Here is a 21,328-nt window from a genome sequence, read left to right as displayed (position 1 = left end):
GATTTTTCAGGCTTTATTTTGCGTTGCAGCGATCATCCAGTTCCGGAAAGCGGTCAGCTTCGGCGCTTCGCGGCGGCCCTCCGGCGAGACCAGGTAGAAGCCGGCATCCGCCGGCAGCGCGATCTTGAAGGGCACCACGAGCCGGCCCTTGGCGATGTCGTCCTGGACGTAGGAGGTCCGGCCCATCGCGACGCCGATGCCATCGATCGCGGCCTGGATGGTCATGAAGATCATGTCGAAGGTGATGCCGGGCTGCCTGGCGATATCGGCCGGCAGGCCCGCCGCCGTTAGCCACAGCCGCCAGTCGTCGCTGTTGGCGTTGGAGGTGTGCAGCAGCGGATGGTTGCGCAGGTCCTCCGGCCGGCGCAGCGGCTTGTCGCCGCGCAGCAGTGACGGACTGCACACCGGAAACAGCTCGTCCGCCATCAGCCAGTCGGCACGCAGGCCCGGCCACTGGCCGCGGCCGTAGCGGATCGCGGCATCGACGTCGTCGCGCTGGAAGTCGACGAGGCTGGTCGAGGTGGTGATGCGGACATCGATGCCGGGATGCTGTTCCTGGAAATCGGTGAGCCGCGGCAGCAGCCATTTTGCAGCGAGCGAAGCCAGCGTCGACACCGTCAGAACCTTGTCGTCGTCCTTGCGCAGCAGCCGGTCGGTGGCGAGGCGCAGGTCGTTGAAGGCAGCGCGGACGCCGGGGAGGTAATCCCGCGCTTCCGGCGTCAGCGCCAGGGCGCGGTTCTGCCGGACGAACAGGCGGATGCCGAGCTCCTCCTCGAGCCTGCGGATCTGATGGCTGATCGCGGTCTGGGTCACGTTCAGCTCGGCCGCCGCCAGCGTGAAGCTGAGATGGCGCGCGGCGGCCTCGAACGCCCGCAATCCGTTCAGGGACGGCAATCTGGCAGTCATCTGGCAGCAGGATGCATGACGTTATTTCATGCGAAAAGGTACAAATTGTCGTTTGTCGCGGCGCAACACGAAGCAGATATTAGCGATCAGGTTAGCTCCAGGAGCTGAAGATGTCTACGTTGACCCAGAATTCGATGACAAATCATCATGCGCCAGGTCTGCTCCACCAGATCGGCGACACCCTCCACCTCTGGCACGAGCGCTACCGTAACAGGCGCGAGCTCACCAACTGGACCGCCCGGGATCTGCAGGACGTCGGCCTGTCCTGGTCCGACATTGCCTATGAGGCCGACAAACCCTTCTGGCGGGCCTGATAGGCCGCTAGGCCGGCGCCGCCTGAGTGTGGGGGTGCCGGCGGTCCCCTTTTCGCACGGTGCCGGTCATGAGCACGCTTCGCCTCGAAGATCTCAAGCAATATTCGGATACGCTGCGCACCCGGCAGGGTGAGGCCGTCACCGTTCGCTTCGTCGAGCCGCGCGACACCGAAGAGCTCCAGCACTATTTTCGCTCGCTCTCGACCCGCTCCCGCTACAACCGCTTCTTCGGCGCGATCAGCGAATTGCCGAAGGGGCTGCTGCACGATTTCCTCGAGGTCGGTGAGCGCGAGCGCTTCACCGCGGTCGCGACAATTAGGGTCGACGGCTTCGAGACCATCGTCGCCGAAATGCGCTATGCGCTCCATCCTGAAACCGCGACGGTCGAGTTCGGCCTGTCGGTCGATGACCGCTGGCACGGCCACGGCATCGCCACCGCGCTGCTGAACAACCTGGAATGCCGCGCCGCCGCGCTCGGCGCCGAGCGCATCTTTGGCGACACGCTACGCTCCAACGAGACCATGATCTCGCTCGCCCGCAAATCCGGCTTCGCTTTCGTCAACCATCCCGACGATTGGAAGCTGGTGCGCTTCGACAAGGAGATCGCGGTCGCACCGAAGGACATTCCCTGTGCGAGCTGGCGCCTCGCCGCGCTTTCCCGTCAGGCCGACAGCCCCTCAGCCTCGGCCTGACACCACTCGATGCCCGGCTTGCTGCCGGGCATTTTTTTGCGCCGCCTACTTCCCCGTGAACACCGCCTTGCGCTTCTCGATGAAGGCCTGCACCGCCTCCTTGTGATCGGCGGTCGTGGTGAGGCGGATCAACCGTTCGGCCTCGTGATCCCGGGCGGTCTCGAAGTCGAACAGCACGGCCTCGTCGAGATTGTCCTTCATGTAGCGCAGCGCGAGGCGTGGGCCTTCGGCGAGCGATTTGGCCAGCGCGAAGGCTTCCGCTTGCAGCCTGTCGTCGGGCACGACGCGGTTGACGAGGCCGATGGCCTCGCACCTGACGGCATCGACACGATCGCCGGTGAACATCAATTCGCGCGCCCGTGCGGTGCCGACCAGCCGGGTCAGCAGCCAGGCGATGCCGTAATCACCGCTGAGCGCGATGCGGGCGTAGCCGGTGGCGAGGAAGGCGGATTGCGCGGCGATGCGAATGTCGCAGGCCATGGCGATGGCGAGCCCGGCGCCGACCGCGGGGCCGGGCAGGGCGGCGATGGTCGGCTTGCGCACCGACACCAGCGCGCCGGTGAGCAGCCGCTGCCGCTCCTGGAGATCGGCGATGCGATCCCCGAGCGACATCTCCAGCTTCTTCGGATCGCGATGCGCGCCCATGCCCTTGACGTTGCCGCCGGCGCAGAATGCTTCGCCCGCGCCCGTGAGCAGCAGCGCGCCGACATCAGGGTTCTCGCCGCAGCTCCGGATCATCGTGCGCAGCGCTGGCGTGAGCGTGTCCGATAGTGAATTGCGCGCCTCGGGCCGATTCAGCATGATGACAGCGACGCGGTCGCGGATCACGCAGAGCAGTTCGTTGGTGCCGGTGTCGATGGTGGTTTCCGTCGTCATGTCGCTCCCTTATTCTTCCGTCATTGCGATGAGCCCGCGACAAAATTGCGAAGCAATTTTGCGCTGGCGACGAAGCAATCAAGTCTGTATCCGCAGAGATATCTCTGGATTGCTTCGCTGCGCTCGCAATGACGATTGTTGTGACAAAACACCGTCTCAAAAATTCTCCACCCACGGCCGCAACTCCAGCTCCCAGCTCCAGGCGCTGCGCGGCTGCTGCAATACGTTCCAATAGCTCTGCGCGATCGCGTCGGGGTCGAGCATCGAGTCCGGCTTGTCGGCCGGCTCGGTGCGCGCCGCGCTGCGGATCGCGCCATCGATGACGAAATGCGCGACATGGATGCCCTGCGGCGACAATTCGCGCGCCATGCTCTGCGCGAGCCCGCGCAGCGCGAACTTGCCCATCGCAAAGGGCGTCGACTGCGCATAGCCCTTGACGCTGGCGGAGGCGCCGGTGAACAGGATCGCGCCGTGCTTGTTCGGCAGCATGCGTTTGGCCGCCTGCTGCGCCACCAGGAAGCCGCCATAGGCGCTGACCGCGATCGCCTGCGCGACTTCGGCAGGGACCAGGTCGAGGAACGGTCCGCGCGTGCGGCCGCTGGCGTTGTAGACGACGAGGTCGGGCGTGCCGATCTCGCGCTCGACCAGGCCGAACAGCCGCTCGACCTCCTCAGGCTCCGTGGCGTTGCAGGCATAGGCCTTGGCCCCGGTCTCGGTGCAGAGCGCGCCCAGCTTCTCGATCTTGCGCGCGGCAAGGGCGACGCGGATGTTCTGGGCGGCAAACAGCCGCGCCAGCGACGCGCTCAATCCTTCGCCGGCGCCGACGATGAGCGCGATCTTGTATTTTGGGTGTTCCATGGCGTGATCTCTCGGAGACAGGAAGCCGTTGATCTATGCATGGTCCGCGCGGACAACCAGCCGGGGCGGTCACAATTCCGCAGGGCGAATTGCTCCCCCGCGGCAATCATGCCGCCCTGACGATTTGCGGCTTTATCCGCATCCGCCTCTGGAGCATGATCGACATCATTCCAAGCGGCAAGCGCAAAGAATTGCCGTCGGGCGGAAACGAAGAGGACGATCATGCACAAGCCGGTCCCAGCGCAGCCAGCACGTGTCGCGGCCGAGCCGTCCGGCCTGCTGGCGCCCGACACGTCAGGCATGAATTTCTACCGCGCCGATCCCGCACTGACGGACCTCTTGCGCATCCATCTGCCGGACACGCTGTTCCGCCATATCGAGCCGCATCTCGATCGCCTCGGCGAACTCGCCGGCGGCCCGCTCGACGAATGCGCGCGGCTTGCCGACCGGCATACGCCCATCCTGCATCAGCGCGACAAGTTCGGCCGCGACGTGCAGTGGATCGAATATCATCCGGCCTATCGCGAGCTGGAGAAGGCCGCGTTCGGTGAGTTCGGCATCCACGCGCTCTCGATCCGCAAGGGCATCATGGGCTGGCCGGACAAATATCCCGTGGTCGCCAAGCACGCCTTCACTTTTCTGTTCAACCAGACCGAATTCGGCATGGGCTGCCCGATCAACGTCACCGACGGCTGCGCCAAGCTGCTGGCGAATTTCGGCAGTGAGGCGCTGAAGGCCAAATATCTCGATGGTCTCACGCAGACGGATATGAGCAAGCTGACGCAGGGCGGCCAGTTCATGACCGAGAAGGAAGGCGGCTCCGACGTCGGCACGCTGACCACGCGCGCGGTGCAGGAGGGCGACCATTGGCGCCTCTACGGCGAGAAATGGTTCTGCTCGAATGCCGACGCCAAGGTCGTGATGCTGCTGGCACGCCCTGAAGGCGCCGGCCCGGGCACCCGCGGCGTCGGCCTGTTCCTGATGCCGCGCTTCCTCGACGACGGTGCGCAGAACCACTACCGCATCGTGCGTCTCAAGGACAAGCTCGGCACGCGCTCGATGGCCTCGGGCGAGATCAAGCTCGAAGGCGCGATCGCCTATGCCGTCGGCAAGCTCGACCGCGGCTTCGTGCAGATGGCCGAGATGGTGAACTCGTCGCGGCTCTCCAACGGCGTCAAATCCACGGCGCTGATGCGCCGCGCCTATCACGATGCAATGACGGTCGCGAAGAACCGCGTGGTGTTCGGCAACCGTATCATCGACCTGCCGCTCGGTCGCCGGCAGATGCTGAAGATCATGCTGCCGGTCGAGCAGGCGCTGTCGATGAGTTTCCTCACCGCGGACGCGCTCGATCGCGCCGAGGCCGGCAGCCAGGATGCGGCGGCGCTATTGCGCATTCTCACACCAACGCTGAAGTTCCGCGCCACGCGCGATGCGCGAAAGGTCTGCGGCGATGCGCTCGAGATGCGCGGCGGCATCGGTTATATCGAGGAATTCGCCACCGCCCGCCTGCTGCGCGATGCCCATCTCGGCTCGGTCTGGGAAGGCACCGGAAACATCGTCGCGATCGATGCGCTGCGGCGCGCGGTCGGCCGTCATGGCGCGGAATCCGCGCTGGCCGCGGATCTGCATGCCCGGCTCGACGACAGCGCGTCCGTGCCGCAGGCCTGGCGCGATAATCTGCGCGGTCTTGTCGATCGTGCGGTCGGCTTCGCGCGCGAGGTCGCGGGCAAGGCCGACAACGAGGCGGACGCGCGTCGCGCCACCAGCCTGCTCTATCATGTCACCAGCGCCGTCGCGCTGGCCTGGGAAGGGCATCGCATCCACGACATGCGCGGCGACGCGCGCCGGCTGTTACTGTCGCGTCTCGTGATCGATCACCGGGTGTCGCCGAGCGATCCGTTCCGGCTGACGGAAAATCCAGTGCAGCAGAAGATCGCCGCGCTGCTGCTCGGCGATCGCGACGCCGGCATGAGCGAGGTTGGCGAACTGGTTCTGGCGGCGTAGGCTCTTCACCTCTCCCGTAGGGAGAGGTGGAGTCCCCGCACTCAACGAAATTATAACAAGGAGGAAACACCGATGAAGGCCGCCGTCCTCTATGAAGTCAACCAGCCGCTCGTCATCGAGGACATCAGCCTGCCGAAGCCGGGCCCGCGCGAGGTCCTGATCCGCACGGCGGTCGCCGGCCTCTGTCACTCCGATCTGCACTTCATGGAGGGGCTCTATCCGCATCCGCTGCCCGCGGTGCTTGGGCACGAGTCCGCCGGCGTGGTCGAACAGGTCGGCTCCGACGTCACTTACGTCAAGCCCGGCGATCACGTCGTCACCTGCCTCTCGGTCTTCTGCGGCACCTGCGACAATTGCACGACGGGGCGCACCGTGCTCTGCACCGACACGACGGTGAAGATGCTGCCGGGTGTCTCCAACCGGATGCAGTGGGCCAGACCAGAGAAGCTGCACCAGTTTCTCAACCTCTCGTCCTTCGCCGAGCAGATGCTGGTGCACGAGAACGCGATCGTCAAAATCCGCAAAGAAATGCCGCTAGACCTCGCCGCGCTGATCGGTTGCGGCGTCATCACTGGCTACGGCGCGGTTGTGAACACGGCAAAGGTGACGGCCGGCGAGACCGTGGCGGTGATCGGCTGCGGCGGCGTCGGCATGGCCGCGATCAACGGCGCGCAGATCGCCGGCGCCGGCCGCATCATCGCCATCGATACCAATCCGGCAAAACTCCAGCTCGCGACCAAGCTGGGAGCGACCGACATCATCAACCCCGCCGACGGTGACGTTGTGAAGCAGGTACGCGATCTCACCAATGGCGGCGTGCATCATTCCTTCGAGGTGCTCGGCCGCAAGGAGACCGCGGAGCAGGCCTTTGCCATGCTCGCCTCGGGCGGCACTGCGACGATCGTCGGCATGATCCCGTTCGGCCAGAAGATCGAGCTGCACGGCTTCGACTTCCTGCGCGAGCGCAAGATCCAGGGCTCCTCGATGGGGTCGAACCATTTCCGCGTCGACATGCCGCGCCTGGTCGATTTCTACCTGCGCGGCCGACTGCACCTGGAGGACTGGATCTCGGCCAAGCTGAAGCTAAACGAGATCAATGAGGGCTTTGCCAACATGAAAGCCGGCAAGACGCTGCGCAGCGTGATCGTGTTCGATAGCTGACGCTGGCGTTTGCCGGCTGCTCGGGCATTGTAGCGCCAATTCAGGTGTCTTCGCCCGGCTCGACCGGGCGATCCAGTACTCCGCGGCGACAATTGTGTGAACGAACTGCCGCCGCGGAGTACTGGATGCCCCGGTCAAGCCGGGGCATGACAGCGGAGTGTAAAGATAGTTACCTCAGCTCACCGCGAAACGTGCGCGGACACAGCGAGCCACCTCCCGTTCATCTTCGCCCAGCAGTCGGTATATCGCCCAGTCGCCTGCTGGCCATCCGCCGTAGTGTAGCTGGTCGCGGCGTGGATGATGGCGAAGTCGCCCATGATGCGGATGATGACGTCGTGCGCATGCAAATTGCGGATCGCGATCGGTCGCGCCGTCTGTTCCAGGAAGGCCGCGCGGTCGACCAGCGACTTGTCGGGATTGGAGCAGTAGAACTCCGGCGCAAGGATCTCGTCAAAGCGCTTGACGTCGCAGTTCTGCACGGAGGCGACATAGTCGCGGTTGAGCGCGGTGAGCTGTTCGAGGTCGTTGCTCATTCTATTTTCTCCCTCCCGGGGATGTGCGTAGCGCAAAATCTCGACGTTGTTTTTACCCCGTCATTGCGAGGAGCCCTTGCGACGAAGCAATCCAGAATCGTTCCGCGGTGACAGTCTGGATTGCTTCGCGGAGCCTGTCATCGGGCCGCGCTTCGCGCGGACCCGTTGGCTCGCAATGACGGGGAGGACTAGTCATCAAACATCTTCGGCGGCAAGAACCCGCCGAACTCGCGCTCGATCAGTTCGGCGAGCTTGAGCGGCGTGCGGTCCTCGAGGAACGGCCCGATGATCTGCACGCCGACCGGCAGGCCGTCCTTCGACAGACCGAGCGGAATGGCCGTTGCCGGCAGGCCCGTCAGCGTGGCGATGCCGGGCCAGGCAAGCTGGTCCGGATAGACAAGGTCCTTGCCGTCGATGTTGATCCGGCGCGTCTCCTGCTGCGGCGAATGATCATGCGGATAGGCCGGTGTCGGCATGATCGGGCAGATCACCGCATCGAATGTCCTGAACAATTGCCGCCATTGCGCGCGCAGCCCGGCGCGGGCGCCCTCGTCGAACACCCAGGCCTGATGCGTGTACGTCATGCCGCGCAGCCGCTCTGCCGTAAGGCTCTTGTCCTCAGGTGAGAGTTGCGCCGCCCCCACACGCGCGCCGGCGAGAATGTCCGGCGGAAAGAACGCGCCGAGAAAGCTCATCAGCATGCGCATGTAGAGGCGCGAGGCTTCCGTGAAATCCGGAAACAGCGGGCTCTCGCGTGCGACACGCGTGCCCATGCTCGCCAATCGGCCCGCCAGCTTCTCGATCGCGCCGCGAACGTCAGCATTCGCTGGCAGCAACGGGTGGCTGTCGATCACCAGTACCCGAAAATCCTTCAGCGCGTGGTGTCGCGCTTCCGGCAGCACGAGCTTGTATCCGATGCCGAGGTCCAGCGGATCGGGGCCTGCCATCACCTCAAGGAGCAGGGACAGATCGGCCGCACTCCGCGCCATCGGGCCGATCACCGCCATGTCGCGCTCCATCGGGATCGCCGGAAATGGCGGCGGCGTATGGCCACGCGTCGGGCAGAGATTGTAGGTCGGCTTGTGCGCATAGACCCCGCAATGGAAGGCGGGCACCCGCAGCGAGCCGCCGATGTCGGAGCCGAGCGAGAGCGGTCCGTAGCCGGCCGCGAGTGCCGCAGACGAGCCGCCCGATGAGCCGCCAGGCGTGCGGTCGAGATCGAACGGATTGTTCGTGGTGCCGTAGATCTCGTTGTAGCTCTGCCAATCGCCCAAGCCGACGGGAACGTTGGTCTTGCCGAGGATGATGCCGCCGGCGTTCTTCACCCGGGTGATCGACAGTGCGTCCTCCGCCGGCTTGAAATCCTTCTGCGGCGTCCAGCCCCAGGTCGTGGGCAGGCCTGCGACGTTGAAGGACTCCTTCACGGTGACGGGGAGGCCGAGCAGCGCTTTGCTTTCGCCGCGCGCCAGCGCACCGTCCGCCTCGCGCGCGGCGCCGAGCGCGCGATCGAAATCCCGGACGCAGATCGCGTTGATCTTGCCGTCGTGACGCTCGATACGGGCGATCGCATCCTGCGTGAGCTCGATCGCCGAGACCTTCTTCGCACTCAATGCGGCCGACAGCTCGACCGCACTCTTGAAACTCCATTCCGATTTGGCCACGGCGCTTCTCCCGCTTTGGTTGTTGGACGATGATGCGCAGTTTGGCCGAATGCCGCAACCGCTGTTTGATCGCGATTGATATGTGGGCGGGACGGAGCGGACGGAGTTCAAGAACTCGCTGTCATCGCCTGGCTTGATGTTCAGCCCGGGGACATGACCGACGGGTGTTCGGGGACATAGCCGACACTTTCTCCGCTCGCCAAGTCGATGATAGCGATTTGGTGGGCGGCAAAGAAGATCCCGTATTGCGCATCGTTTGCCGAGGGGCGGATGGCGAGGCGCTCGCCACGGAAGGCCTGTGGCACTTTCCACAGACGTCCCTTGAAGCTGACATAGGCCTTGGTCGTGGAGACGCGGCGCACGATCTCATGGCTGTCGTATTCGACCTGTGGCAATCGATCGGGCATTGGTCGCTGGCTGGGCCGATATCGACTGGCCGGGACCTGTTGTCCGAGCGCCTCGTGTGGCCGTTCGAAGTTGTAGACTTCCCGCCAGGCGTCGAAGGCACGCTGCGTCTCTGCGAGATCGCGGAACTGTCGCAGTGCGAACACCTCAGCCGCGAGGGTGCGGTGGAATCGTTCATTCTTGCCGCGGCTTTGCGGGTGATATGGGCGGCTGCGGATGACGGCGACGCCAAGCTTGAGCAGCCACACCGAGAACCGTGTCCATCGCTCGCCGGAAGGATCACCCCAGGGCGAACCATTGTCGACGAAGAAGGCCTCCGGGAGCCCGTAGTGGCGAAAGGTCTTCTCCAGGCGGCTGCGCACGGTATCTGTGCGTTGATCGGCACAGGCCTGCAGACACAGATCATAGCGGGAGTGGTCATCCACCACCGTCAGAGGATGGCACTGGGTATCATTGCCGAGCCGAACCCAGCCTTTGAAGTCCATCTGCCACAACAGATTGGGGGCCGGCATCTCGAAACGCTGGCTTGCCATCGGGCCGCCGATCGGAGGCTTGATGCGGCCAGACCGACGCAAGATCTGATGAACTGTTGAGACTGCTGGCGAACGCAAACCATTGCGCTCCAGGCAGTGAGCTATCTTGCGAGCTCCCCATGCCGGATGGGCATCGCGCACCGCGAGAATACGTGCCTCGAGCTCGCAATCGGTCTGTCCCGGGCTCGCATGCGGTCGGCGCGAGCGGTCGTTGACATTCTGATCCGCTTGCCATCGTGCAAGCCACTTGTAGCCCGTGTCGGGATGGATATTGAACCGCCGGCAGAGCTCCCGCCGGTTCGCTCCCTCCTGCATCGCAAGCCGCACGAACTCCCGCCGCTGATCCATCACCGACACCTCTCGCCAGGGCATGGACTTGGCCTCCTTTACCGCCAAATCCCTGCACTATGATGTGTCGGCTATGTCCCCGAACACCCGTCGGTCATGTCCCCGGGCTGAACACTTGACCGGGCGATCCAGTATTCCAGAGGCCTTCGTTGGAGAGCTCGCTCTCACCATATCTGGCGCGGCGTACTGGATCGCCCGCTTTCGCGGGCGATGACAACGGAGGGCGAGGCGACTACGCCGCCCCGATCACGACCCCCACCGCCAGCACGATGGCGCCGCCGAGCACGATCTGGAATACGGCCTGGAGAAATGGTGTGTCCATGTAGCGCGCGCGGATGAAGGCGATCGCCCACAATTCGAAGAACACGACGACGCAGGCGATTGCGGTTGCGATCCAGAATGCGTTGGCCCAGCTGTCCGGCACGAGATAGGGCGCGGTGTGGCCGAGTCCGCCGAGCGTCGTCATTGCGCCGCAGGTGAGGCCGCGCAGCCAGGGCGAGCCGCGCCCGGTCAGCGAACCGTCGTCGGACAGCGCTTCCGCAAAGCCCATGCTGATGCCGGCGCCGATTGATGCGGCAAGGCCCACCAGAAATGTCTGCCAGTTCTGGTGCGTGGCGAAGGCGGCCGCAAACAGCGGCGCCAGCGTCGAGACCGATCCGTCCATCAACCCGGCGAGGCCCGGCTGCACATATTGCAGCACGAACATCCGTCGCCGCGTCCGGTCTTCCTCGGCGCGCACGTCGGGCTTGAGGATCTCGTCCGTCAGTCTGGCGGCAGTGTTCTCGTGGCTCTTCTCGGCCTCGGCGAGGTCGCCGAGCAGCCGGCGGACGTTGACGTCCTCGGCCTGCTCGGCGGCCTTCGCATAGAAGCGCTCGGCCTCGAGCTCCATGGTCTCGACTTCTCTGCGGATCGTATCGAGCGCCAGGTTCTTGGTCAGCCAGATCGGGCGGCGGCGCAAAAAGCCCTTGACGTCCTCGCGGCGGATCGGCGGCAGGTGCTGGCCGAAACGCTGCTCGTACATTTCCAGTAGCATGTGCCGATGGCCGCGCTCCTCCTCAGCCATCTGCTCGAACAGCTTTGCCGAATCCGGATAGCGCTCCTTCAGGTCCTCGGCGAAGGTCATGTAAATGCGACTGTCCTCCTCCTCGGAGGAGATCGCGACCGCAAGCACCTCGCGCTCGGTCAGATCGGCAAAATTCTTCACGACGGCCCTGTCACAAGTTTAGAACTATTCTAAACTATATAGGACGACGCGGTTCCCCGGTCAAATCAGCCGGTGCCGGCCTTTGCGAGGAAGTCCAGCAGCAACCGGGTGACTTCGGCAGGCTGCTCCTGCTGCACCCAATGACCGGCGCCGTCGACGAGATGGCAGCCGAGCATCTTCGTGCAGGCGCGCGCCTGCATCGCCTCGAACACGCCGAGGCGCTGATAGGTGCCCCAATCCTGCTTGCCCGAGATGAAGCAGGAGGGCACGTCGATGCTGCGGCCAGAGAACAGTTGCAGTTCGCGATTGAAAGCGCCCGACGTACCGCAGCGATACCATTGCAGCCCACCCTGGAATCCGGTGCGGCCATATTCGGCGGAGTAATAGGCGAGCTCGCGATCGGGCAACCATTGATTGGCGGCGATCGCGGCCGGCGACGGCATCTCTTTCGCCACCGTCTCAGGCATGGTCTCATTCAGGTCCATCACGTAATAGGTCGGCAGCTTCGCCAGTTCGTTCGCCGACCACGATTCCAGCGGGTAGGGCTTGTTGCCGGTCCAGTCCGCGCTCTTGTGATGATAGTAGGCACGCAGGAAATCGCGCACGCCCTGGGGCGCGCGGTGCATGTCGCCGTTGGCCGCGCGAGTCGAATAGTACCATTGATAGTGTTTTCGCGGGCGCGGCAGCGCGGCAAGCTCGCGATGCACTGCGTCTTCGGCCGCAGGCTTTGCCGGCGTGTCGACTGTGTTGAAGGGCAGCGGCGGCGGTCCGCCGAACGGCGCGCTCATCATCGTCACCGAACGGAATACGTCGGGCCGCACCAGCGCGCACCAGGCCGCGACCGGGCTGCCGAAATCATGCCCGACCACATCAACCTGCCGGTAGCCGAAAGCCGACACCAGGGCGAGCGCATCACGCACCAGGTTGAAGAGCGAGAAGGGCGCGAGATCGTCGTCGTACTCGGCGCTCCATCCCGTCGTGCGTCCATAGCCGCGCTGGTCCGGCGCGATCACGTGATAGCCGGCGGCGGCGAGCGCCGGCATCACCTTGCGCCAGGAGAAGGCCAGCTCGGGAAAGCCGTGCAGCAGGAGGATGCAGGGCCGGCCCTTGGTCTCGAAGCCGGCTTCCAGCACATGCACGCTCAAGCCGTTGATGCCGTCGACGTAACGCGAGCGAATGCTGGCGGGAAGCGGGATGTCGGGGAGCGTTGTCATCGTTTCCTCCGTGAGGGCGGGAGCTCTTACCCTCCCCTGGAGGGGGAGGGTCGATCGCGCGCAGCGCGAGCGGGGTGGGGTGATCTCTCCCCACGGGCAGTGTTCAACGAGGATAGACCGTCACCCCACCTCGGTTCGCATTCCGCTTCGCTCCATGCGAACCGATCCTCCCCCTCCAGAGGAGGATGGGAGTTCGCAGCGCGAGCCGTCCTAGATCAAACCGCCGCGCAGACGAATCCGCTGCCCTTGCGCTTGATCTTCCCGACCGACGGCGAGGGGAAATGCGCGGTGCAGCACAGCGTGTCGCTGTCGCAATAGCGCTCCAGGAAGCTGCGGCGCGTTTTCGCCGCCGTGGCCTGATCGACGTCGAACTTCATCGACAGCTCGGGATAGAGCGCCTGCAGCGGCGAGTGGATAAGATCGCCGGAGAACACCGCATCGTCCTTGCCGCGTCCGATGGCGAAGGCGACATGGCCCGGCGTGTGGCCGGGCGTCGGGAGGATGCGGATGTGATCGCCGATCTGATGATCGCCGCCGACGAGTTCGTGGCGCCCCGCCTCCACCACCGGCAGCACGCTGTCGGCAAAGGGCGGGACCTCCGCCTTCGCATTGTTCTCGGTCCAGTAGTCGAATTCCCGCTTGGCGAAGACATAGCGCGCCTTGGGGAAGGTCGGCACCCAGCGGCCGTTCTCGAGCCGGGTGTTCCAGCCGACGTGATCGGCATGCAGATGCGTGCACATCACGAAGTCGATGTCGCCCGCCGAAACCCCGGCGGCGGCGAGGCCGCGCAAATAGGTGTCGTCGGTCTTCAAGTGCCATTTCGGCCGCTGCGGCCGCGGCTTGTCGTTGCCGATACAGCTGTCGATCAGGATGGTGTAATGCGGCGTCTTCACCACGTAGGACTGGAAGCACAGGATCAGCGTGTCCTGCTCGTCCAGTGCCTTGGCCTGCCGCATCCAGGCCCGATTCTCGGCCAGCACCTCCGCTGTCAGCCCGGGAATGAACTCCAGCGCCGAGAAGAAGGGGACTTCCTGCTCGATGACGCGATGGATGGTGAGATCGCCGACCGAGTATTTGAGGCTCATGAGAGCTCCTGCGATTTACGCTGGAGGCGGCACCGAGATTTTCACGGAGGGCCGCTCCAGCATCTTCTGATGGAAGGCGTCGAGCTTGGGATAGGCCTTGCGCCAGCCGCAATCGGCGAAGCGGAAGTCGGCATAGCCGAGCACGCAAACGAGGCCGATCTGCGAGATGTCGAACGGGCCGTTCAGCACCTCCGGCATGTTCTCGAAGCGCGCCATGCCGGTCCAGGTCCTGTTCCAATGGTCGTCCGACCAGGCCTGCCATTGCAGGCCCTGCGGCCGCACCATCTTCTCGTAGCGGCACAGCAGCATGGAATCGAGCATGCCGTTGAGCAGCGAATGGTTGGTCTTGGCCTTCCAGCGCCGCGGCCCGTAGTCGGGGATCAGGCTGCCGCCGGCGATCTCGTTGAGATATTCGACGATGACGTAGGAGTCCAAAATCACGTCGCCGTCATTGGTGATCAGCACCGGCAGCTTCTTCAGCGGCGTGATGCGCGAATAATCCTCATTGGCCGTGCCCGGCGCGACGGTTGCGGGCACGAGCTCGATCTTGTCGATCAGCCCGAGCTCGATCGCCGCGATGCGCACCTTGCGGGCGAAGGGCGAGGCGGGGGAGAAGGTGAGTTTCATGTGAGTACCTTGACGAATATCCGGCAGTTGTTTCGTCATTGCGAGCGAAGCGAAGCAATCCAGGCTGTCTCCGGGGAAATAGTCTGGATTGCTTCGTCGCTTCGCTCCTCGCAATGACGGTGTGGCAACAGCTGTCGTCGCAGCTTACGCCGCGATGATCTCCTGGCGCTGCTCGCCGAGACCTTCGATGCCGAGCGTGACGACGTCGCCGACATTGAGGAAGGTCGGCGGCTTCATGCCGAGGCCGACGCCGGGCGGGGTGCCCGTGGTGATGATGTCGCCGGGCAGGAGCGTCATGAACTGCGAGACGTAGGAGACGCACTTCGCCATGGAGAAGATCATGGTCTTGGTCGAGCCGGTCTGGCGACGCTGGCCGTTGACGTCGAGCCACATCGACAGGTCCTGCACGTCCTTGATCTCGTCCTTGGTGGCGAGCCACGGCCCGAGCGGGCCGAACGTGTCGTGCGACTTGCCCTTGGTCCACTGGCCCAGGCGCTCGGTCTGGAAGTTGCGCTCGGAGACGTCGTTGCAGACGCAATAGCCGGCGACGTAGTTCAGCGCGTCGGCTTCCGAGACATATTTGGCGGGGGTGCCGATGATCGCGGCGATCTCGACCTCCCAGTCGAGCTTGGTCGAGCCGCGCGGCTTTTCGACGGCATCGTTCGGGCCGGACAGCGAGGTGTTCGCCTTCATGAAGATGATCGGCTCGCTCGGGATCGCAGCGCCGGTCTCCTTGGCGTGGTCGCTGTAATTGAGGCCGATGGCGACGAATTTCGAAATGCCGGTGACCGGTGCGCCGAACCGCGGCTTGCCCGACACCGCGGGCAGCGAGGCAGGGTCGAGGCCTGCCAGCTTCTTCAGGGTATCAGGCGAATAGGCTTCACCGGTCAGGTCCTTCACATGCGCCGACAGGTCGCGCAACTGGCCGGATCTATCGATCAGGCCGGGCTTTTCCGCACCCTTCTCGCCGTAACGAACAAGCTTCATTCTCGTTTCTCCCTGGGAATGGACCGATCGGTTAAACAGCTTCATGGAACAGGGCGGCGGGAAATTCAACCGCCTAGAGAGGAGCGCATTGCTGCCAATCTTTGGAGGGTGGGCAAAGGCGCCGAGCGCCGTGCCCTCCAATTCGATCGGTGGCTTGCATTGGTGGGCAGGCTTCGGCCTTCGCTCTTCGAGCTACGGCGGACAAGTCGTTTTGCCCACCCTACGATTGCAACGCCACAAATCTGAACGCGTCTCCCGCCCGCTTGATATGCCCGGCCGAATAATGGCCGCCGATCACCAGCGTCGGCGTGTCGGCAAAACGCGAGAACATCTCGCGCCGGGTCGCCGCCGATTGAGCGGGATCGGAATCGACGACCGAGCACCAGTCGAGATGCGCCATCTGGCAGGGATGATGGGCAACGTCGCCGGTCAGAAGCCCCTGCTCGCCACCGGACTCGATCAGGACGCTCATGTGCCCGGGACTGTGGCCCGGGGTTGGGATCAGCTTGATTTCCTCGCAGAGCCGGTGATCGCTCGGGATGAACTCGGCCCGGTCAGCATCGACGACCGGCTTCACGGAATCGTTGAACACCGCAACCTTATCCGGTTCGGCCGTGTAATCGCGCCAGTATTCATATTCGGTTCTGCCGAAGACGTAGCGCGCCCTCGGAAAGGTCGGCACCCATTGGCCGTCGACCAGCCTCGTGTTCCAGCCGACATGGTCGACGTGAAGATGCGTGCACAGCACGGTGTCGATGCTGTCGGGCGGAAAACCCGCCGCCGTCATGGTCTCCAGAAACGGCGTGCTGCGGTTGTTCCAGGTCGGGACGCCGCGGCCCTGCTTGTCGTTGCCAAGGCCGGTGTCGACCACGATCCGGCGCGTAGGCGTCTCCACCACCAGCGAGTGGATCGACATCTTCAGCCGGCCTTCTTCGGTGGCGAAATGCGGGATCAGCCAGGACAGCTTCCGGATTTCGTCGTTGGTCGCTGCTGGCAGGATGAAGCGGGTCGAGCCCACCGTCTCCATTTCGACGAATTTCGTGATCCTGACCTTGCCGACTTTCCACTGCATCCGGCGCATCCCCGTGTTCTTGCTCTTGCATTGGAACATGCGCACTTTCCGCCATCAGGCGCAATGGATCATCTGCGGTGATGTGGCGTTATCGCGGGGAACCGGAAAGAATCCGAAGAGGGAGCCATGCCAGAGCTTGCGATTTCCGCGGACAAGGTCGCCTTCATCATCGAGAAGGCGCGCGAATTCGACGTCAAGGAGGCGGCTTCCGATCCGGATTCCGGCTCGAACCCGAGCGATGACGACGCGATCGACGTCCTCGAGGACAACGGCTCCGATCCGGTCGGCCACGAGCTCGGCAGCTTCATGATCGTCTTGAACGAGGACGAGCAGATCGATCTCGTCGCGCTGACCTGGCTCGGTCGCGGCGACGGCACCATCGATGATTGGGACGATTTGCGCGCCCGTGCCGTGGAGGCGCGGGGTGAATATAGCAGCCCGCGCCGTGAGACGGTGCACTATCTGCTCGGCGAGCCCATGCTGGGCGATCTGCTCGCTGCCGGACTCGACGAATTCGGTATCGACTGGGCCCGTGAGCGTCTCACCGCCGATTCCTCCGATCCCAGCGAGCGCGACGAGGACGAAGCGACGAAGCAGCGGTGAGTTTGCTTAACTAGCCAGCTTGCGGGTCTCTTCGCCTCTCCCCGCTTGCGGGGAGAGGCCGGATTGCATCGAAGATGCAATCCGGGTGAGGGGGAGTCTCCACGAATCCAGCTCTCACCGTGCTTGGCGGAGAGAGCCCCTCACCCCAACCCTCTCCCGTAAGAACGGGGCGAGGGAGTACACCTGCAATCGCGACTATAGCGTTCCCGGGAACGCGCCGCCATCGAGCAAGATGTTCTGCCCGGTGATGAAGCCGGCCTTGGCGCCGCAGAGGAAGGCGCAGGCATAGCCGAACTCGTCGGGCTGGCCGAAGCGCCCCGCAGGGTTGAGCTTGGCACGTTCAGTCAGGATCTGCTCCGGCGTGACGCCACGCTTGTCGGCTTCGGCCTTGGCGGTGCCGGTGAGACGATCGGTCTCGAACGGACCAGGCAACAGGCCGTTGATGGTGACGTTGTTGATCACGGTCTTGCGCGACAGGCCGGCGATGAAGCCGGTGAGGCCGGCGCGCGCACCGTTGGAGAGGCCGAGGATGTCGATCGGCGCCTTCACCGCGGCCGAGGTGATGTTGACGATGCGACCGAACTTACGCGCCATCATGCCGTCCACCGTCGCCTTGATCAGCTCGATCGGCGTCAGCATATTGGCGTCGATCGCCTTGATCCAATCGTCGCGGGTCCAGTTGCGGAAATCGCCGGGCGGCGGGCCGCCGGCATTGTTGATCAGGATATCAGGCTCGGGGCAGGCCTTCAGCACGGCCTCGCGGCCCGCCGGTGTCGTAATGTCGCCGACGATCTCGGTGACGGTCACGTCAGGATAGGCTTTGCGGATATCATCGGCGGTCTTCTTCAAGGCTTCGGCACCGCGCGCGGTCAGCGTGACGTGAACGCCGGCCTCCGCCAGCGCGATGGCGCAGGCGCGCCCGAGGCCCTTGCTGGATGCGCAGACGATGGCGCGGCGACCTTTGATCCCAAGATCCACTGTTTCACTCCCGTAAATGTCAGGCAGGTTTTGGATGCGGCCACTTTAGCCAACATCGATGCCGCTGATAAGGGATGGGCTCGCTTCAAAATGCATGGCGCGCGCTACGGCGATGCAAATGCGCCCTAGATGCGCCGCTCCTGCTTGAGACGGTCGATCGCGGCAGCCGCCTCCGGCGGCAGCGATTTGAATCCCATCCGCCCCACCGTCGAGAACAACGGTCGCAGATGCGAGCCGGCGAGGAACGGCGGCTCGCGATTGGCCGGCACGATCTGGTCGAACACCGCTACCAGCGTGATGGCGACGAGGCCGACCCTGATGGCGCCGAGCGCGGCGCCGCCGAGCCGGTCGCCGATGCCGGCTTCGCCGATGGTGTCGTTCAGCGCGATGCGGCCGATATGCCCGAGCAGCATGCCGACCACCACGAAGATAGCGAAGAACCAGATCCAGTTCTGCAGCAGCGGCGAATTCGGATTGGCTGCGATCTGCGGCGCGATCAGCGGCATCAACGCCACCGCCATCGGCGCGGCGAGGAGATAGGCGAGGATGGTCATGGCGCTGCGCAGCAGCCCGGTCCTGAATCCGAGGCCGACCGCGATGGCGAGTGCCGCATAGACCGCGAGATCGAAACCGTTCATGCGTGCGAGCTCACCTCGGGGAACGTTGCCGCGCTGGAACGAATGAACGCCGAACCGATCATTCCGGTTTCAGACCGCTAAAATCGTCTGTATTGATGGGCGCCAAAAGCTCGAGCAAGTCGTCCAAGGAAATCGCCATGTCAGACCTATTCGACGTCAGTAAAGAAACCATCCTCGTGACAGGCGCGAGCCAGGGGCTGGGGCGGCAATTCGCCCGGGTGCTGGCGGCCCATGGCGCATCCGTCGCGCTCGCGGCGCGGCAGACCGACAAGCTGAAAAGCCTGGAAGAAGAAATCCGCGGCAAGGGCGGCCGCGCCGCCGCCGTCGCGCTCGACGTCACCGACACCGCATCGATCGCCAGGGCGGTCGATGCGGCGGAAGCCGCGCTCGGGCCCGTCACCGTGCTGATCAACAATGCCGGCATCGCCATCGAGAAACTCGCGACCGAGCAGACCGAGGCCGATTGGGATGCCGTGATCGGCGCCAACCTCAAGGGCGCCTATTTCCTCGCGACGGAAGTGGCGCGGCGCATGATCGCGCGCAAGCAGTCGGGGAACATCGTCAACATCGCCTCCGTGCTCGGCACCGGCGTGCTCAAGGCAGTGTCGCCCTACGCGATCTCCAAGGCCGGCATCATCCAGGCGACCAGGGCGATGGCGCTGGAGCTTGCCGGGCAGAACATCCGCATCAACGCGCTCGCGCCCGGCTACATCGACACCGAGATGAACCACGCCTTCTGGTCGACGCCCGCAGGTGAGCGCCTGGCCAAGCGCATCCCGCAGCGCCGCGTCGGCGCCGAATCCGATCTCGACGGCGCGATCCTGCTGCTGGCGTCGAACGCCTCGCGCTACATGACGGGCAGTGTGGTCACCGTGGACGGCGGGTTCTTGTTGAATTGAGCGTGTCTTCGCCTCTCCCCGCGTGCGGGGAGAGGCCGGAATTTGCGCAGCAAATTCCGGGTGAGGGGGAGCCTCCGCGAGTCCGTCTCTCACCGAGTTCGCGGATAGAGGCCCCCAACCCTCTCCCCGTAAGAACGGGGAGAGGGAGACGAGCCGCATCTCTGCCGTGATCATGTCCGCCGCCTTCTTCCGATCATGATGGTCGGTGCATTGGTGTTGCCACCGATCAGTGTCGGCGTGATTGAGGCGTTGAGACAGCCTACGACATGAACCGCATCAACTTCTCTAGCCGCGCGATCTTGCCGCCATAGGGCGGGTAGAGGTCGGCGAGGCGGTTGAACTTGGAGCGATAGAACACCGGCTTCAGCTTGCTGAAGGTGCGAAAGCCCCATTCGCCGTGATAGGCGCCGGTGCCGGATGCGCCGACGCCGCCCATCGGCTGGTTGACTTGCGTGAAGTGGAACAGGCAGTCGTTGACGGTGACGCCGCCGGAGATGGTGCGCGCCAGCACCTCGTCGCGCGCGTTGCTGTCCTTGCCGAACCAGTACAGCGCCAGCGGCCGGTCGCGGGCGTTGACGAAAGCGATAGCGTCGGCCGGATCGCGATAGCCCAGCACCGGCAGCACGGGCCCAAAGATCTCCTCCTGCATCACCGCCATCGCTTCGGTCGCACTGAGGATCAGCGTCGGCGGGAATTTGCGGTGCGCCTTCCAGTTGGGATCGTCGGGCTTTGCCGGTTGCAGGATCTTGGCGCCGCGCTGCGCGGCATCCGCGACGAGGCCTTCGAGCCGCGCATAATGTCGGTCGGAGATGACGGAGGTGTAGTCCTTGTTGGCGGGATCGGTGCCGAACATGCGCCGCATCTGCGCGCGCACCTTTTCGGCAAAGGATTGCACCGAATTCTCCGGCACCAGCACATAATCCGGCGCGATGCAGGTCTGCCCGGCATTGAGCAGCTTTCCATAGGCGATGCGCTCGGCCGCCTCATTGAGATCGGCCGAGGCGTCGATGATCGCCGGCGACTTGCCGCCGAGCTCGAGCGTCGCGGGCGTCAGATTGCGTCCCGCGGCCTCCGCGACCAGCCGCCCGACCCGCGTCGAGCCGGTGAAGACGAGATGATCGAACGGCAGGCGCGCAAAGCCCTTTGCGATCTCGTCCTCGATGCCGGTGACGAGCACTTCGGCGGCATCGAACTTCTGCCCGACCGTCTCCTTCAGCAGCGCCGAGAAGTGCGGCACGAGCTCGCTCGGCTTGATGATGACCCGGTTGCCGGCGGCAAGCGCGCCGATCGCGGGCGCGAGCGTGAGCTGCAGCGGATAATTCCAGGGCGCGATGATGCCGATCACGCCGAGCGGCTGCGGCATCAGCCGGTTGCGCGCGGGCAGGAATTGCAGCGCGGTGGCAACGCGCTGCGGTGTCATCCAGCTCTTCAGGTGTTTTGTCGCATGCCGGATCTCGGAGAACACCAGCATGGCCTCGGCTATCGTGGTCTCGACCGCCGCGCGGTGGCCGAAATCGGCCGAGATCGCCTGCCGGAAGCGCTCCTCATTGTCCGCGACCACCGCGCGCAGCCGCGCCAGCCGGTCGAGCCGCTCGGCGAGGTCAGGCGCCGGCTCAGCCCGCGACCGCGCAATCATGGCATGGAAGGCATCCTCCAGCGCCCGCAGCGGGGTGCTTGTCAGGGACTGGTCCAAGGCGTGATCCAAGACACGGTCCATGGCGTTCCTC

General features: G+C 64.5%; 21 protein-coding genes. 6 read left to right on the top strand and 15 right to left on the bottom strand.

All coding sequences use genetic code 11. The annotated features are described in order from the left end of the window. Positions 1–6 precede the first annotated feature (6 nt). Entirely contained in the window at positions 7–906 is a 900-nt protein-coding gene (locus tag LRP30_RS39770) for a transcriptional regulator GcvA (protein ID WP_091890626.1), read from the bottom strand. 110 nt (positions 907–1,016) lie between these two features. Here LRP30_RS39770 and LRP30_RS39765 point away from each other — a divergent pair, with 110 nt between their 5' ends. Both LRP30_RS39765 and LRP30_RS39760 read left to right on the top strand, forming a co-directional pair. Continuing rightward, entirely contained in the window at positions 1,017–1,220 is a 204-nt protein-coding gene (locus LRP30_RS39765) for a DUF1127 domain-containing protein (RefSeq protein WP_091890623.1), read from the top strand. A gap of 68 nt (positions 1,221–1,288) precedes the next feature. Beyond that, the gene (locus LRP30_RS39760) at positions 1,289–1,912 is read left to right on the top strand and encodes a GNAT family N-acetyltransferase (protein ID WP_249758318.1); all 624 of its coding nucleotides are present in this window, start codon (positions 1,289–1,291) and stop codon (positions 1,910–1,912) included. 45 nt (positions 1,913–1,957) lie between these two features. Here LRP30_RS39760 and LRP30_RS39755 read toward each other — a convergent pair whose 3' ends face one another. Together LRP30_RS39755 and LRP30_RS39750 are read right to left on the bottom strand one after the other, a co-directional pair. Continuing rightward, on the bottom strand, positions 1,958–2,788 hold the full coding sequence (locus LRP30_RS39755; protein WP_249758317.1) for an enoyl-CoA hydratase: 831 nt from the start codon (positions 2,786–2,788) through the stop codon (positions 1,958–1,960). A gap of 156 nt (positions 2,789–2,944) precedes the next feature. Continuing rightward, positions 2,945–3,646, bottom strand: a complete 702-nt coding sequence (locus LRP30_RS39750) for an SDR family oxidoreductase (RefSeq protein WP_128936745.1) — start codon at positions 3,644–3,646, stop codon at positions 2,945–2,947. A 222-nt stretch (positions 3,647–3,868) separates the two neighbouring features. Here LRP30_RS39750 and LRP30_RS39745 point away from each other — a divergent pair, with 222 nt between their 5' ends. Continuing rightward, positions 3,869–5,653 (top strand): acyl-CoA dehydrogenase family protein, encoded by a 1,785-nt coding sequence (locus tag LRP30_RS39745; protein ID WP_249758316.1) that lies wholly within the window; start codon positions 3,869–3,871, stop codon positions 5,651–5,653. 72 nt (positions 5,654–5,725) lie between these two features. After that, positions 5,726–6,814 carry a Zn-dependent alcohol dehydrogenase gene (locus LRP30_RS39740; protein ID WP_128942412.1) on the top strand — a complete coding sequence of 363 codons (1,089 nt, stop codon included), beginning with the start codon at positions 5,726–5,728 and terminating at the stop codon, positions 6,812–6,814. Between the two features lie 179 nt (positions 6,815–6,993). On the opposite strand, the gene LRP30_RS39735 is transcribed toward LRP30_RS39740, so the two are convergent. From LRP30_RS39735 to LRP30_RS39695, 9 genes are all read right to left on the bottom strand, one after another. Beyond that, positions 6,994–7,347: a nuclear transport factor 2 family protein gene (locus tag LRP30_RS39735; RefSeq protein ID WP_249758315.1), complete on the bottom strand. Its 354-nt coding sequence runs from the start codon at positions 7,345–7,347 to the stop codon at positions 6,994–6,996. Positions 7,348–7,535: 188 nt separating this feature from the next. Further along, positions 7,536–9,008, bottom strand: coding sequence for an amidase (locus LRP30_RS39730; RefSeq protein WP_249758314.1), 1,473 nt, complete (start codon positions 9,006–9,008; stop codon positions 7,536–7,538). Positions 9,009–9,148: 140 nt separating this feature from the next. Continuing rightward, positions 9,149–10,318 (bottom strand): IS481 family transposase, encoded by a 1,170-nt coding sequence (locus LRP30_RS39725; protein ID WP_128936665.1) that lies wholly within the window; start codon positions 10,316–10,318, stop codon positions 9,149–9,151. A gap of 208 nt (positions 10,319–10,526) precedes the next feature. After that, the gene (gene mbfA / locus LRP30_RS39720) at positions 10,527–11,498 is read right to left on the bottom strand and encodes an iron exporter MbfA (protein WP_249758313.1); all 972 of its coding nucleotides are present in this window, start codon (positions 11,496–11,498) and stop codon (positions 10,527–10,529) included. A 65-nt stretch (positions 11,499–11,563) separates the two neighbouring features. After that, positions 11,564–12,712 (bottom strand): alpha/beta hydrolase, encoded by a 1,149-nt coding sequence (locus tag LRP30_RS39715; RefSeq protein ID WP_249758312.1) that lies wholly within the window; start codon positions 12,710–12,712, stop codon positions 11,564–11,566. Positions 12,713–12,927: 215 nt separating this feature from the next. Then, a complete protein-coding gene (locus tag LRP30_RS39710) occupies positions 12,928–13,797 on the bottom strand; it encodes an MBL fold metallo-hydrolase (RefSeq protein WP_128936740.1) in 870 nt (289 codons plus the stop codon). A 15-nt stretch (positions 13,798–13,812) separates the two neighbouring features. Continuing rightward, positions 13,813–14,424, bottom strand: coding sequence for a glutathione S-transferase family protein (locus tag LRP30_RS39705; protein WP_128937622.1), 612 nt, complete (start codon positions 14,422–14,424; stop codon positions 13,813–13,815). Between the two features lie 144 nt (positions 14,425–14,568). Next, on the bottom strand, positions 14,569–15,411 hold the full coding sequence (locus LRP30_RS39700; protein ID WP_128936739.1) for a fumarylacetoacetate hydrolase family protein: 843 nt from the start codon (positions 15,409–15,411) through the stop codon (positions 14,569–14,571). Positions 15,412–15,631: 220 nt separating this feature from the next. After that, positions 15,632–16,483, bottom strand: a complete 852-nt coding sequence (locus LRP30_RS39695) for an MBL fold metallo-hydrolase (protein WP_249758311.1) — start codon at positions 16,481–16,483, stop codon at positions 15,632–15,634. Between the two features lie 126 nt (positions 16,484–16,609). Between LRP30_RS39695 and LRP30_RS39690 the strand changes: the two genes are divergently transcribed. Continuing rightward, positions 16,610–17,086, top strand: a complete 477-nt coding sequence (locus LRP30_RS39690; protein WP_128936737.1) for a DUF3775 domain-containing protein — start codon at positions 16,610–16,612, stop codon at positions 17,084–17,086. A gap of 195 nt (positions 17,087–17,281) precedes the next feature. Here the strand turns inward: LRP30_RS39690 and LRP30_RS39685 are convergent, their stop codons facing one another. Further along, the gene (locus LRP30_RS39685; RefSeq protein ID WP_128936735.1) at positions 17,282–18,064 is read right to left on the bottom strand and encodes an SDR family oxidoreductase; all 783 of its coding nucleotides are present in this window, start codon (positions 18,062–18,064) and stop codon (positions 17,282–17,284) included. A gap of 125 nt (positions 18,065–18,189) precedes the next feature. After that, positions 18,190–18,702, bottom strand: coding sequence for a CvpA family protein (locus LRP30_RS39680; RefSeq protein ID WP_128942403.1), 513 nt, complete (start codon positions 18,700–18,702; stop codon positions 18,190–18,192). Positions 18,703–18,839: 137 nt separating this feature from the next. Here LRP30_RS39680 and LRP30_RS39675 point away from each other — a divergent pair, with 137 nt between their 5' ends. Further along, entirely contained in the window at positions 18,840–19,601 is a 762-nt protein-coding gene (locus LRP30_RS39675) for an SDR family oxidoreductase (RefSeq protein WP_128936733.1), read from the top strand. Positions 19,602–19,860: 259 nt separating this feature from the next. On the opposite strand, the gene LRP30_RS39670 is transcribed toward LRP30_RS39675, so the two are convergent. Continuing rightward, positions 19,861–21,318, bottom strand: coding sequence for a coniferyl aldehyde dehydrogenase (locus tag LRP30_RS39670; RefSeq protein WP_249758310.1), 1,458 nt, complete (start codon positions 21,316–21,318; stop codon positions 19,861–19,863). Positions 21,319–21,328 lie beyond the last annotated feature (10 nt).

Source organism: Bradyrhizobium sp. C-145 (genome assembly GCF_023375135.1).
Lineage (GTDB): Bacteria > Pseudomonadota > Alphaproteobacteria > Rhizobiales > Xanthobacteraceae > Bradyrhizobium > Bradyrhizobium zhanjiangense.
This window is presented reverse-complemented; position numbering and strand designations above follow the sequence as displayed.